This is a genomic window from Echinicola jeungdonensis, from assembly GCF_030409905.1.
Classification (GTDB): Bacteria; Bacteroidota; Bacteroidia; order Cytophagales; family Cyclobacteriaceae; genus Echinicola; species Echinicola jeungdonensis.
The window spans coordinates 1006017-1020543 of record NZ_JAUFQT010000001.1; the positions used below are offsets into that span (position 1 = coordinate 1006017).

General features: G+C 39.1%; 10 protein-coding genes and 1 pseudogene. 4 read left to right on the forward strand and 7 right to left on the reverse strand.

All coding sequences use genetic code 11. The annotated features are described in order from the left end of the window. The first annotated feature begins 46 nt into the window (after nucleotides 1-46). From hemB to QWY93_RS04300, 4 genes are all read left to right on the forward strand, one after another. Nucleotides 47-1021 carry a porphobilinogen synthase gene (gene hemB / locus QWY93_RS04285; RefSeq protein ID WP_290246940.1) on the forward strand — a complete coding sequence of 325 codons (975 nt, stop codon included), beginning with the start codon at nucleotides 47-49 and terminating at the stop codon, nucleotides 1019-1021. 744 nt (nucleotides 1022-1765) lie between these two features. Continuing rightward, on the forward strand, nucleotides 1766-3076 hold the full coding sequence (locus tag QWY93_RS04290; protein ID WP_290246941.1) for an ammonium transporter: 1311 nt from the start codon (nucleotides 1766-1768) through the stop codon (nucleotides 3074-3076). A gap of 125 nt (nucleotides 3077-3201) precedes the next feature. Then, entirely contained in the window at nucleotides 3202-4362 is a 1161-nt protein-coding gene (locus tag QWY93_RS04295) for a porin (RefSeq protein WP_290246942.1), read from the forward strand. Nucleotides 4363-5558: 1196 nt separating this feature from the next. Further along, nucleotides 5559-5867 (forward strand): hypothetical protein, encoded by a 309-nt coding sequence (locus QWY93_RS04300; protein WP_290246943.1) that lies wholly within the window; start codon nucleotides 5559-5561, stop codon nucleotides 5865-5867. A 57-nt stretch (nucleotides 5868-5924) separates the two neighbouring features. Here QWY93_RS04300 and QWY93_RS04305 read toward each other — a convergent pair whose 3' ends face one another. From QWY93_RS04305 to dnaJ, 7 genes and pseudogenes are all read right to left on the reverse strand, one after another. Next, nucleotides 5925-6659 carry an RluA family pseudouridine synthase gene (locus tag QWY93_RS04305; protein ID WP_290246944.1) on the reverse strand — a complete coding sequence of 245 codons (735 nt, stop codon included), beginning with the start codon at nucleotides 6657-6659 and terminating at the stop codon, nucleotides 5925-5927. Between the two features lie 104 nt (nucleotides 6660-6763). After that, complete coding sequence (locus QWY93_RS04310) at nucleotides 6764-8344, reverse strand: peptide chain release factor 3 (RefSeq protein WP_290248823.1); 1581 nt, start codon at nucleotides 8342-8344, stop codon at nucleotides 6764-6766. Nucleotides 8345-8471: 127 nt separating this feature from the next. Beyond that, nucleotides 8472-9707, reverse strand: a complete 1236-nt coding sequence (locus QWY93_RS04315) for a sensor histidine kinase (protein WP_290246945.1) — start codon at nucleotides 9705-9707, stop codon at nucleotides 8472-8474. Nucleotides 9708-9954: 247 nt separating this feature from the next. After that, nucleotides 9955-11267: pseudogene (locus tag QWY93_RS04320) on the reverse strand (ABC transporter permease). Beyond that, complete coding sequence (locus tag QWY93_RS04325) at nucleotides 11260-12162, reverse strand: ABC transporter ATP-binding protein (RefSeq protein WP_290246946.1); 903 nt, start codon at nucleotides 12160-12162, stop codon at nucleotides 11260-11262. The pseudogene QWY93_RS04320 and the gene QWY93_RS04325 overlap by 8 nt, the downstream one beginning before the upstream one ends. A gap of 257 nt (nucleotides 12163-12419) precedes the next feature. After that, nucleotides 12420-13289 carry a toast rack family protein gene (locus tag QWY93_RS04330; protein WP_290246947.1) on the reverse strand — a complete coding sequence of 290 codons (870 nt, stop codon included), beginning with the start codon at nucleotides 13287-13289 and terminating at the stop codon, nucleotides 12420-12422. 120 nt (nucleotides 13290-13409) lie between these two features. Then, complete coding sequence (gene dnaJ, locus QWY93_RS04335; RefSeq protein ID WP_290246948.1) at nucleotides 13410-14525, reverse strand: molecular chaperone DnaJ; 1116 nt, start codon at nucleotides 14523-14525, stop codon at nucleotides 13410-13412. Between the last annotated feature and the right edge of the window lie 2 nt (nucleotides 14526-14527).

The window sequence follows — 14527 nt, forward strand, 5'->3', positions numbered from 1 at the left end:
TTTATTACCTTTGAGCTTTCATTACCAAAATCGACCATTTGGAACCATGAATAGAAGACCAAGAAGAAATCGGAAATCTGCGGTTATCCGCAGTATGGTGGAAGAAACCAACTTATCCGTCAAAGACCTTATTTTCCCGCTTTTCCTGATAGAAGGAAGCAACCAAAAAGTTGAGGTAAGCTCCATGCCTGGGATTTACAGATATTCCCTTGACCTAATGCTGAAGGAAATCGAATCCTGCATTCGATTAGGAATTAAAGCATTTGATATATTTCCAGCCTACCCTGAAAGTAAAAAGGATAAATTCGCAACAGAAAGCTATAACCCTGAAACTTTTTATTTAAAAGCTATTCAAAAGATCAAAAGCACTTTTCCTGATATTTGTGTGATGACAGATGTCGCCATGGACCCCTACAGCTCGGATGGCCATGATGGCTTGGTGGAAGATGGTGAAATATTAAATGATGAAACCCTGGAGATCCTGGGAAAGATGGCTATGGCCCAGGCGCAAGCCGGGGCTGATATAATAGGACCGTCGGACATGATGGACGGCAGGGTTGGGTTTATTAGAAACATTCTGGACCAAAACAACTATAAGGAGGTTTCCATAATGTCCTACACTGCCAAATACGCAAGCGCATTTTACAACCCATTCAGGGATGCCCTTGATTCTGCCCCAAAAGCAGGAGATAAAAAAACCTACCAAATGGATCCTGCCAACCTGCAAGAAGCCCTGCTGGAAGCAGACCTGGATGAAAAGGAAGGAGCAGACTTCTTAATGGTAAAACCTGCTATGTCTTATTTAGACGTAATCAGAACCTTGAAAGAAAACACTTACCTCCCCATAGCAGCCTATAATGTCAGCGGGGAATACTCTATGATCAAAGCTGCTCAGCAAAAAGGATGGCTTGACGGGGAAAAAGTTATGGCTGAATCCCTGCTCAGCATGAAAAGGGCTGGAGCAAACATCATCCTGACCTATTTTGCAAAAGAATTCGCCTTACTTCAGCAAAAACAATAAAGATTCCACTATTGTTTAGAAAACCTGCCCCAAAAAGGCAGGTTTTTTTATATCCTCTATGGTTCTCAAGTTCTGTACATCGGAAAAATTTCCGATGTCCCAACCTAGGAAACTCCCCTCTTACGGTTCCTCCTTGGTATTTCTAAAAACTCACCCTCTTGCTATTGGATTTTTCAATCTTCACACAAAAAATCCCAAGATTAGCTTATTTTATTCCCCTGCCTTTCCGGAAACATTCCATATAGTCACGATAAACAGCACCACACTCCTCCCCCAACACTTGCGGGAAAAAGTAGAATCACTCCAAATTTCGGGAATTAATTAGGCCCCTTTCATACCTCCAATCATTACACCATCCCCTCCCAACCCCAAAACCAAACCTTGGTTTAAAATCACACCATTTTTTTATATTTTTCCATAAAAACAAAATTTTAAGGTGTATTTTTAAACAGCCTAATTTAAGACCTCAAACCATTTAAAATTTTACATATCAAAAAAAAACACCAGACATTTGAAAATTTTTTACAACTTTTTCACCAATCACAAAAAACCCCTTAAAATTAAAAATTTTCAACAATTTTAAATTTTAAGGGGTTTTTTCAACCCTATTTTTATCGTTTTAATGTTTTTATCGTAAAAACCTGTTTGTTTTTTTAGATAAAAAATATTTACCTTTAGATCATTAAATTCAAAGCTAGCCCATAAATTATTTCGAAAAATAAGTCTACCTAAACATCTAAATGTATGAACTGGAGTTTACATGAATTAGCAAAAGTAAGTACTGATGTCCTCGCACAGGGCGCAGATTTGTCAACAGACATTACTCAAAACTTACTAACAACAAACAATGTGTGGATGATGCTATCCACTGCCTTAGTATTCATCATGCACCTTGGGTTTGCAGGTGTTGAAGCCGGGTTTGGCCAGGCCAAGAACACGGTGAACATACTTTTTAAAAATACGGTAACACCTATTATAGGAATTGTATCCTATGCTATATGCGGATTTTTTCTAATGTACCCAGGATTTGACGTACCTGGATGGTTTGGTTTCGACGGAGCAGGATGGAGCATGTTCTGGTTTGCACCCGAAAATGCAGATGTATCCGCAGGGTATGCTGGAGCAGGTTACACCTACTGGACAGACTTCCTTTTCCAGGCCATGTTTGCAGCAACTGCTGCTACTATTGTGTCTGGTGCCATTGCTGAACGGGTTAAACTGGGTGCTTACCTCGCCTTTACAGTAATATATGTAGGTATTATTTACCCCTTGATCGGAAGCTGGAAATGGGGCGGCGGTGTCCTTGACGATTGGGGATTCTATGATTTTGCTGGATCCACCTTAGTACACTCTGTAGGTGGTTGGGGTGCCCTTGCAGGAGTAATCCTAGTTGGCCCCCGTATTGGTAAATATGTCAATGGAAAAACTGTGGACAAACCCGGAGCCAGTGTACCTTTAGCAGTAATCGGTGTATTCCTGCTTTGGTTAGGTTGGTTTGGATTTAATGGAGGTTCCGTGCTTTCAGCAGATCCAGCGCTAGTATCCTTTGTACTAGTAACCACATCTTTGGCAGCTAGTGCTGGTGGTCTTGGCGGATTCCTTGCCGGATATATTGCCTTCAAGCGTCTTGACTTGGGTATGGTACTGAACGGCGTACTGGCCGGATTGGTAGGTATCACAGCAGGCGCGGATGTCATCAACCCAGGCCCAGCCCTATTTGTTGGCTTTGTAGCTGGACTTTTGGTGGTTGGATCAGCAGTTTTATTGGATAAATTAAAACTTGATGACGTAGTTGGTGCGGTATCAGTACACCTTACCTGCGGTGTTTGGGGAACTTTAGCCGTAGGAATTTTCTCCACTAACCCTGAGCACTCCTTTTTCACCCAATTGACCGGTGTATTGATCTGTGGAGTTACAGCTTTCGGCGCTGCATTGATCATTTTCTACCTTTTGAAAGTAACTATAGGTATCCGGGTTTCCGAAGAACACGAAAGAACTGGATTGGATTCCCACGAACATGGTATCAGAGGTTACACTATCGTTTACGACGAATAATCGAATTACTACCACAACATTTCAAAATAATTTCCCCCTGCTCAATTCCCCACAACCAAAAATAAGGGATTGGGCAGAGGGAATACCCTAGCTAATATTTATAATCAACCAATAATTTCAAGAGTATGAAAAAGGTTCAACTGCTAATTGTTCTATTAATGATGTCTACTTTCACCTTTGTAAACGCCCAAGAGGAATCAGGGTCGAGAGTGACAATTTCAGGTTCTGTTGATGCTTATTTCAGAGCCAACTTCAATGCACCTAACAAAGGCGATTTTGCACAAGCACCCGCCACTTCTTTTGCTAACAACCCAGGATTTTCTCTGGGCATGGCCAATATTATTGCAGGTTACGAAGGAGAAAAAGTAGGCTTTGTTGCTGACCTGGTATTTGGCCCTAGAGGCGAAGACGCAGTGTTTGCTTCTCCTTATTATTCTGAAGGAAGAGGTAGTTCTCAAATCGTCAATCAATTGTATATGTACTGGAATGTAAGTGACATCGTCACCTTAACATTTGGTAACTTCAACACCTACTTGGGTTACGAGGTTATTTCTCCAGCTGCAAACTTTAACTATTCCACTTCCTACATGTTCTCTTATGGGCCATTCTCCCATACTGGAATAAAAGCCGATTTTGCACTTTCTGACAACTGGTCATTTATGGCTTCAGTAATGAACCCCACTGACCTTACCGAATTCAATCCCTTTGGTACCTATACCTACGGAGCTCAATTGGGTTACACAACCGATGCGGGTGGTACCTGGTTAAACTTCCTCTATGGAGATCAGGACGGAAAACTTGACGAGGATTTTCCTTTATCTGCGGGAGAGATGTCTTCCGGAAACACTTTCCAAGTGGATTTAACAACCGGATTTGACGTTTCTGAATCCGTTTACCTTGGCTTAAACGCCACTTATAACACCACTTCTACGGGTGAAGAATATGATGGGTCATCTATTGTTGACCTTGATGGAGAGGATGCTGGATTTTACGGAGTCGCTGGCTATGTTCAAACTGCTGCTTCCGATAATTTCTCTTTAGGACTTAGAGGAGAATATTTCAGTGTATTCAATGGCGGATTGGAAGGCGTAGTTGGTATTGATGGAGAAGGAGACGGAAATGTTTTTGCTGTAACCCTTTCCGGAAATGCGAAAGTAGCCAAAAACCTAACTCTTATTCCTGAAGTAAGGTTAGACTCAATGTCAGAGGAATTCTTTCTGGACAATGGTTTAGATAACACTAAAAGCTTATCGTCCTTCTTACTAGCAGCCGTATTTGCTTTCTAATTTTTCCACTAACAATCTGAATTTTTCCATAAACCACGGACTTTGAAAAAAGCCGTGGTTTTATTTTTTCCTGTTTTTACGTAAAACACTTAGACAAACCCTATAATTACTTATTTTTTTACGTACTTTTACGTACGGAATAATATTTTAATTTTTCAACATTTATAATATTTTATGTATTTATTTAACTTTTTATATTTTTTTTATATTATTTTTTAGACTTTACTAATAATATATTACAATTAATTAATCTTTTTAATACATAATTTGATTATTTTTTTCTTCTATATTTGCAAGCTAATCACTTAATTCACTAACACTTACAAAAATTATGATCGGATTAACTTTACTGTTAACTGTAAGCTTAAACACGAACGACCCCTTAGACAACATCGAAAAAGAACCTCCCCAGCTAATGGGTCCAAAAGCAAAAAATTATAGTCATAAGAATGACTTTACCCACAAAAAGGCTGTTTGGATAAACCTAAGGGAACCAAGCCTAAAAGGACCTTGCTTTAAAAACCAGAAAAATCACCCCATAAGCCTTAAAAAGGAGGAGGTGAACACTAAGGTTTCATCTGGTAACCGACTTACTGGTCCTGAGGCAAAAAACAGAAAGCCCTGGGACTGATCAAAAATCATCTTACATAGTTGCCATACATATTTTAAAGGGAAGCGGTTTTAATTACTGCCTCCTTTTTTTGTATAATGTGAATTGTTTTAGAATAAATGTTATTGCTTCTTCTCAATTGGGAATATATTTTCTAAATGAAAAATGGAAAAACCTTAAACTCCCACTTTCCCTCAAATTTGTAAAAATTTACAACAGACCATGATTTTTGCCAAAAAACTATTGATTCGATCAAAATTCTTTTGGATTCACCACTTTTTTCTCTGAAAATCAACTTTTTTTCATCATTTTCCATTGGTTCAAAAAACAACCATGAATTTGAACCCTTGCATCAAACCAAATTTTCAAGGGATGGAAATTACTCCTGATCTCTTATTTTTTCCAAGCAAAGAATAAAAACAAGTCTCTTAAAAAACCAATTTTCAAACACATTTACTTTTATAAGCAACATATAATTTTACTTTTTTAAAAAAAACTTTTAATAAAACCTGTTTTTAATGTAACCTTTACCCTCAAAAATTCGATATTTGAAGTGTAATCTCTTAAAGACTAAAACAAAATAATTATGGTAAAAATTGCTGTAATGGTGGCTGCTGGCTTTTTTGGAATGGAAACATTTGAAGCCAAGGGGCAAGAATATCATGAACTAAAAGGACCAAAAGCTAAAAACTATAAACCTTGGAAAGAAAAAGCCAGAAAAAGCACATTGGTTATCAACACAGGAGAACAAACTAAAAATGGTCCCTCTTTCAAAAATGAAAAAGCTTGGGAGAAAAGTGGAGTCAAAAAAGACACTATTAGCACAGACCTTCATTTAGTGTCCAGGCTAAAAGGACCAAAAGCTAAAAATCAAAATCCTTGGCAAGGGGATTAAGATATAAAAATCACATACGTTAATAAAAAAAGGCTATCGTTTGATAGCCTTTTTTTATTAACCACTAAATGTATTATCAATATGCTGATCTTTAGCTTTTACTTTTTCAAATTCCAAAAACTGCTCCCAAAATGGCTCTTCCGGTAAACCTGCACGGAGATATAGTTTTTCTTTTTTAACAGGGTGGACAAAAACCAAATGAAAAGCATGAAGGCTAATACTGGCATCTTCATTGGGTTTACTAAAGCCATATTTAATATCACCACGGATCGGACAGCCCATAGAAGCCAACTGCACGCGGATTTGATGAGGTCTTCCTGTCACAGGCCTTACCTCCACTAGCCAGTGGTCATTGAGTTTACCCATTCTTTTGTAGTTCAGTTCAGCCCTTTTTGCCCCGGGGACTTCCCTATCAAAAGCTTCTGTCACATTTCTTTTCTCATCCTTTACCAACCAATGGTTCAATTTACCCACTGGTTCAGGTGGTCTTTTCTTTACAATGGCCCAATACACCTTATGAATTTCTCTTTTTTTGAAAAGCTTCATCATCCGCTCCAAACTCTTTGAAGTCCGGGCAAAGATCACTAATCCACTAACAGGCCTATCCAAACGGTGAACAGGATGTAAAAACACAGCCCCAGGTTTATTGTATTTTTCAGCTATATACTCTTTACAATAATCTGTAAGCGTTTTATCTCCTGTCTGGTCACCTTGTACCAATATCCCGGCAGTCTTATTGACCACCAGGAGGTGGTTATCTTCATATACTACGGTAAAGGGAGGCTTTTTCATAATCGGCTTTTATTTAAAGAGAACAAGATGAGATTGGGTGAATTTAATGATTCCCGGATCATTCAGGAAGTTTCCCAATGCTTGGACACCTTATCAGTTTTTTGTTAAAATTCTGAGGTAAAATGGAAGTCAATATCCGGATAGTTGTCCTGAACCATTTGCAACCAGGCTTTTGACTCCGCCATAAACACTAATTTCCCCTCCTTGTCTTTGGCAATATGCCGGTTTTTTGACCGGACAAATTCATCCAATTGTTTTTTATCAGTACTACTGATCCAACACGCCTTATACAGGTTTAAGGGGGAAAACTCCACGGTGGCATTGTATTCATTTTTTAATCGGAACTGGATTACCTCAAACTGCAACTGTCCCACAGTCCCCACAACTTTTCTGGAACCTATATCAAAAGTAAATAACTGGGCCACCCCCTCTTCCATCAACTGTTTCAAGCCTTTATCCAACTGTTTGGTCTTCATAGCATCCTTGTTGATCACTTCACGGAATATTTCCGGTGAAAAACTTGGGATGCCTTTAAAATTCAGTTTTTCGCCCTCTGTAATTGAATCTCCGATTTTTAAATTCCCGGTATCATATAAACCTACAATATCGCCTGGAAAAGCCTCGTCAATTATTTCTTTATCCTGCGCCATAAAGGAAGTAACATTGGAAAAACGCAAAGGTTTGGTCCCTCTAACATGTTTATATGGCTTATTTCTTTCAAATTTCCCGGAACAAATCCTTAAAAAGGCGATGCGGTTCCTGTGGTTGGGGTCCATATTGGCATGGATTTTAAAAACAAAGCCACTGAATTTATCTTCCTCAGGATCTACCTCCCTTTCCTCAGTTGTTCTTGCTTTTGGAGCTGGAGCAATATCAATAAAAGTATCCAACATTTCCTTTACCCCGAAATTATTGACCGCTGATCCAAAAAATACGGGAGCAACCTTTCCGGAAAGATAATCCTCTTTATTTAATTCTGGATAAACACCTTCTATAAGCTCAACATCTTCCCTAAGCTGATCTGCATTAGTCCTGCCTACAAGATCCTCCAGTTTTTGTTCCGAAAGATCTTCAATAGCAATATGCTCATCAGATAATTTCCTTTGGGAGGGGGTAAATAAATTAAGGGACTTTTCATAGAGATTGTAAACCCCCTTAAAGGTTTTCCCCATGGATATAGGCCAAGACAAAGGCCTGACCTGAATATTCAGCTTTTCCTCCACCTCATCCAAAAGTTCATAAGGGTCACGACCTTCCCGGTCAAGCTTGTTGATGAAACAAATAACCGGAGTATTCCGCATCCTACAAACCTCCATCAGCTTTTCTGTCTGAACTTCCACCCCCTTCACGCAATCAATAACCATAATTACAGAGTCCACAGCAGTCAGGGTCCTATAGGTATCTTCGGCAAAATCCTGGTGACCAGGGGTATCCAAAAGGTTGATTTTTACATCCCGGTATTCAAACCCCATCACAGAAGTTGCCACAGAAATCCCCCGTTGCTTTTCTATTTCCATCCAATCGGATTTGGCATGGGTGTCGATCTTATTGGATTTCACTGCCCCTGCCGTCTTAATGGCCCCTCCAAAAAGCAATAACTTTTCAGTAAGAGTAGTCTTACCGGCATCGGGGTGGGAGATAATACCGAAGGTTCTTCTTTTTTGTATTTCTTTGCTCAAATTCATGGCTCTGGAGATGCTAAATTCAAGCTGCAAAGGTAGCTTTTTATATCGAAAGTTCTAAGGACTATAAAATCAATCCCCTGACCAGTTGAAGTTCTACCTTGAATTAGAAAGGCAAGTCGAAAATCATTTAGGCAATAAAGACAGGTTCACTTTTAAATTCGGTAGAGGCTTCGGTGGCGCCTCTTAAAATAATCCTAAAGGTAGTTCCTTTGCCCAGTTCGGACTGATAAACAAAAATCCTTCCCCGGTGATATCCTTCAATTATCCTTTTGGCAAGAGTAAGTCCAAGTCCCCAGCCTCTTTGCCGGGTGGTAAAGCCTGGATAGAATACACGTTTAAACATGTTCTTGTCAATCCCTTTGCCGGTATCGGAAATATCCACATGAACAAATTGTTCACTTTCTTTGACGATACTGATAGAAATCTCCCCTTTTCCTTTCATGGCATCCACTGCATTTTTGCAAATATTTTCAACCACCCATTCAAATAGGGATTTGTTCATCATCGCCTCCACTTCTTCTGCATGGGAATTTAACTTAATATCAACTTTACTGGAAATCCTGGGGCGGAGATAATTTACCGCCTCATCCACAACCTGGTACACGTTTTCTTGCTTGATCACCGGAGCACTTCCAATATTGCTAAATCGTTCCGTTACCATTTTCAATTTGGAAACATCTTTATCCAATTCACGGATAACTTCCTTATTTTCTTCCCATACAGGTGAATTCTTCAAATAATCAATCCATGCCATTAAGGAGGCAATCGGAGTCCCCAACTGATGGGCAGTTTCTTTGGTCAACCCAGCCCAAACCCTGTTTTGTTCGGCGATTTTGGATTGGTTAAATACCGCATATGCCAATATTCCAAAAACAATAATGACAGAAAGTTGTACATAGGGGTAAAACTTTAGCCGGGTGAGCAATTCGGAATTGGTATAATAAATGAATTGGTCCTCGTAAAGGGGAATAGGGTCATAATCGGCCTTCATCCGGATGATTTCCTTCCTCAGTTTTTTATCTATTTCCTCTTCGGTCGCATTTCTTTTAAAATTGATATTTCGGTATTCCCCTGTTGGATTCCCGTATGAATCTGCCACTATTACAGGGATATTATGGTTTTCCTGGATAATGCCCTGATAAATAAAAGTAAGGTTATCAGAATTGTTAGCAACATACTCCATGGCATTGGCATACAGGTTAATTTGCTTTTTTTCCCTTTCCTTAAGTTCTGCCACCAAAGTATTGGTATAATAAATGGAGCTTAAACTGATCACCAGCGAGGAAACAAAAATAATCCACTTTACCTTGCTTCTATTTTGATACAAATCCAGCCCTGCCAGATCCTGAAAACGATTCTTCATTACTTATTTAACGTTCCTTTACAGGCAATTCAGCCTGTATAAATAACTATTAATCCCCTGGCTTATTATAGATAAACCCTGGAAATTAATTAAGGTTAAATATTCCCTTTCCCCTGTAAATTGGAACATATTTTAATAATAAACAAGCCATTAATACAGGTCCTGCCCCAATTGTAGATCCATTTGAAACAGGAAAAACTCCCCCATCTTTAAAATAATTTTCAAAGACCCATTTTCAAAATTTATTTCAACTGGTTTGCTTGATCCATTTCCAAAGGGTTTTGTATCCTACCTTGGAACCATGAACCAAAACACCTATTCTGTAAACCTTTCCGGCCACCCAGGTGGTAAATAAAAATCCAAAAATCAAGAGGACCATGGAAATCAATAAGTCAAATACAGGAATACCAAAGCTCGCCCTGCCCACCATAGCAATTGGAGAAGTAAATGGAATCACTGACAACCAAAAACTGATATCGCTCTCCGGATCATCCAAAACAAAGATAAAAAGGGCAAAATAACTAGCTATCAATGGAATGGTCACTGGAAACATAAACTGTTGTGCATCTGCCGGAGAATCTACTGCTGCCCCAATTGCCGCAAAAAATGCCCCATAAAGTAAATATCCCCCTAAAAAGTAGAACAAAAAGGTGAATACCAATTGAATAAAATCAATACCCTGAAGGACCTGCATTATCTTGGCAATATCCCCGGTTGGCTCCATAGGGATATTACCACCAGTGCTTACCATATCCAAGGCTTGTTGCTGGGGCATTTGCATGCCAAAATACCCCATGACCACGGAGGAAACAACACTAATCAATACGATCCAAATCATAAATTGGGTAAGACCTACCGCCCCAATCCCAATGATTTTGCCGAGCATCAACTGAAATGGGCGAATAGAAGACAACAATATTTCTATAATACGGCTAGACTTTTCCTCTATCACCCCTTGCATGATTTGGGTACCATAAACGAAAATAAAAGTGTAAATCAATATACCCGAAAGGAAACCAAGGGCATAATTCACCCCTGCATTGGTCAGTTGTTCCTTTCCTCCTTTGTCCAATGTTACAGCTTGAATATTTACCTGAGTACGGAGTTGGTCAATCAGCTGGGGATCAATTCCTGATTGATATAGCCTAATATCTTCAATTTTTCTCTTGAGCTCCCTTTCAAGGTAGCCAACAAGACCAACATTCGGGTTCTTTGAGGAGTAAAATGTAATCCCTTTTGGAGAATTCATTTCAATATCTGGGATATAAAGAAACCCAAACCTTTCCCCTTCGTGAACCAGTTCTTTGGCTTCTTCAACAGATTTTTGGGAATAGGAAAAAGCATATTGCTCGTTGCTTTCCAAAAAAATGCTTCACTCTCATCCACTACTTCAATAATGCGCAATGCGTTTTCACCACTATCCTCTACCATTGAAATCCATAAAAAAATCCCCAAGATGGTGGGAAAAATCAAAGGGGTGATCAAGGTTACCAACAAAAATGACTTTTTTCTCACGCGGGCTAAATACTCCCTTTTGATCACCAAAAACACCTTATTCATAATTATACTCTTTTACTTTTTGGATAAAAATTTCACCAATGGAGGGGATGACCTCTTCAAATCCCAACACCTCACCATAATCCAAAAGTTGACGCAAAACTTCATTTGTCGATTTCCCGGACAATGAAAGATCAAAACAGGTCACTCCTTCCCTTTCTACTGGAAGGACATTATCAAAAGGCAGGGCATCGGAATATTTTTTTAATTTAACCGCAAACCTATCAGTCCTGGCTTCATTTTTTAATTTTTTTACCGGGCCATCCAAAACTTTCCTAGATTGGTGGATCATGGCAATATGGTCACAAAGGAGCTCAACGGATTCCATCCGATGAGTGGACAGGATAATGGTTACCCCCTGATCCCTCAGTTCAAGGATTTCATTTTTTATCAATTCAGCATTGACTGGATCAAATCCTGAAAAAGGCTCATCCAAAATCAAAATTTTTGGTGAATGGATGACGGTGGCCACAAACTGAACCTTTTGGGCCATTCCTTTGGATAAGTCTTCCACTTTTTTTTCCCTCCATGCAGCCATATCGAGTTTATCCAGCCAAAAAGCAACTTTTTCCTTGGCAAAGCTAGCACTCAACCCTTTCAAACGTGCCAGGTAAAGTAATTGCTCCCCTACTTTCATCCTTTTGTACAAACCTCTTTCCTCTGGCAGATATCCTATATTTTGGATATGCCGAGGAGAAAGAGGCGCCTCATTGATCAATACCTCCCCACTATCTGCCCCAATTATTTGGTTGATGATACGGATCAAAGTAGTTTTTCCGGCCCCGTTTGGCCCCAACAATCCAAAAACAGATCCAGATGGAACTTTTAAATCCAAATCGGTCAGGGCATATTGCTGACCATACTTTTTATTAAGTTTTTCAACTTTTAATATATCCAATGCTGATTGTTCTTAATTTAAACTCCGGTAATAATAACAAAAATCATAGCCTTACACCAACCAGAGAAACATAATTAAATTCATTACCTTTTTCCCTTACATTAATTTTTGAATAACCACTTGCCTAAGAGCTGGACATTAGAATGAAAAGAATCGGTTGGATAAGTGAATTCAATCAAAAAATTGTTTCATCCTTGAAGTCGGTGGTCTTTTTTTAAACAATAAGGTTTTAGGAACTATAAAAAATGCCAATTGAATTATTTTAAAACCAAAGACCCCACAGAAACATCAAACTCAAATGTCAACAAATTTTCGGCATTTTCGCGGTACCCTTTGCTTACATAGGTTTTATTACCTTTTTCTACTAAATGGCCGGGGAGACTGGTACGGCACATGGCTGTGGATTTAATTTTCACCCGGTAAGAGTATTGGGTAGGTGGCAAAACCACATATACCGCTCCAGCACCAACTGTTGTGGCTATCCGACAGGATTTTTTGATGGATACCGGGTCTGGAAAATTCAGGTTGACTTTTCCATAATTCACATCAAAAATGACCTGACTTGCATTGGCATGGCCAATATTTACGGCATTTACAGTCCCCATATTAACCTTTACCATCATGGTATCCATTTCGGAAGGATTGTGTTCATGACCTTTATAATTCAGGTCAACATCAGCAGTTACCGTTTTGATTTTACACTTTTTGACATTGAGTTCTGACAAATCCAAATTGGCCTTCCCAATCTCAAAATTAAAGTTGAGATCATATGTGAATTTTTCACAAAGGCCTACATCCCAAGTATGGTCAAAATTGGCTTGTTTATTGGAAAAAATTTTGGAAGAGAGGCTTTTTCCCAGGTTTTCATTTTCGACATTTTGATGATTAAGGACCACCTTAAGCACATTATTATCAATGCTGTATTGAAAATCCGGTAAGATATTTACTTTCGAAAGGTGCCCATGAATATGAATTGGACTGGTGATATAACGCTTTCCAATATCAGAAACCCCTTTATAAGATGAAAAATCCAATTGCACTAAATTAAACCCGTGCTTTTTCTCTACCGTAAATTCTTTTATTATTTGAGCATCCACTTGCTGAGACAACCCAAACACTATAAACACAAATAAGCACAATTTATTCAACATACGAATAAATTACGACTACCATAAAAAAAGGTTTCCTTACTACAAAAAAAGCCGGATTTTCATCCGGCTTTTATATTTTCTTAAATGGATTTCCTTTTAAAAGAACTCCTTCATTTTATCAAACAAGCTCTTTTCGGAATTTCCTGGATCGGGAATAAAATTCTCCGAATCTCTTAAGGATTCCAATTTTTCTCTTTCCTCTTTAGTAAGCTGTTTGGGTGTCCAAACATTGACATGGATCAATTGATCCCCTCGACCATATCCATTCAAATCCTTGATCCCTTTCCCTTTTAGCCGCAAAATTTTACCACTTTGGGTACCTGGGTCAAGTTTGATTTTCACCTTTCCATCGATGGTTGGGACCTCAATATGAGCACCCAATGCAGCATCAATAAAGCTGGCATAAAGATCATAAACCACATTATTACCATCTCTTTGAAGGATTTCATCCTCAATTTCTTCAATGACAATCAATAGGTCTCCAGCCATCCCTCCAGGGATCTCATTACCTTTTCCTGAAAGGCTCAACTGCATTCCATCAGCTACACCACCAGGAATGTTAATTGGAATCACCTCTTCTTTTATTTCCAAACCTCTGGCATCCGCATGGTCGGGCTTTTTGTCAATCATTTGCCCGCTTCCCCCACAATTAGGGCAAGTGCTTGCTGAAACCATCTGACCAAGCATGGTGTTGACCACTTTTTTGATCTGTCCTGTTCCCTGACAGGTTGAGCAAGACTTAAACGTCACTCCATCAGCAACTATCTGGCGTTTAACTTTGATTTTTTTCTCAACACCATTAGCTACTTCCTTAAGGTTCAATTTTAATTTTACACGAAGGTTGGTTCCTTTTTTGGCCCTTCTTCCACCACGGGCTCCCCCGCCAAAGAAAGACTCAAATCCGCCTCCTCCACCAAAAATATCACCAAATTGGGAGAAGATGTCATCCATATTCATGCCAGCACCGCCGCCAAATCCGCCATTTCCACTGACGCCTTGGTGGCCAAAACGATCGTATCGCTCCCTTTTTTCGGCATTGCTTAACACCTCATAAGCTTCCGCAGCTTCTTTAAATTTTTCTTCCGCACTTTTGTCATCCGGATTTTTGTCCGGATGATATTTTAGGGCAAGTTTACGGTAAGCTTTTTTAATTTCTCCCTGGCTAGCATCTTTGGATACGCCTAAAATTTCGTAATAGTCTCTTTTTGTCATAA

Bases quoted from the DNA above. Each gene is read 5' to 3' on its own strand.
- hemB (WP_290246940.1), top strand. From the start codon at position 47: ATGAATAGAAGACCAAGAAGAAATCGGAAATCTGCGGTTATCCGCAGT.
- QWY93_RS04305 (WP_290246944.1), bottom strand. From the start codon at position 6,659: ATGAAAAAGCCTCCCTTTACCGTAGTATATGAAGATAACCACCTCCTG.
- QWY93_RS04290 (WP_290246941.1), top strand. From the start codon at position 1,766: ATGAACTGGAGTTTACATGAATTAGCAAAAGTAAGTACTGATGTCCTC.
- QWY93_RS04315 (WP_290246945.1), bottom strand. From the start codon at position 9,707: ATGAAGAATCGTTTTCAGGATCTGGCAGGGCTGGATTTGTATCAAAAT.
- QWY93_RS04295 (WP_290246942.1), top strand. From the start codon at position 3,202: ATGAAAAAGGTTCAACTGCTAATTGTTCTATTAATGATGTCTACTTTC.
- QWY93_RS04310 (WP_290248823.1), bottom strand. From the start codon at position 8,344: ATGAATTTGAGCAAAGAAATACAAAAAAGAAGAACCTTCGGTATTATC.
- dnaJ (WP_290246948.1), bottom strand. From the start codon at position 14,525: ATGACAAAAAGAGACTATTACGAAATTTTAGGCGTATCCAAAGATGCT.
- QWY93_RS04300 (WP_290246943.1), top strand. From the start codon at position 5,559: ATGGTAAAAATTGCTGTAATGGTGGCTGCTGGCTTTTTTGGAATGGAA.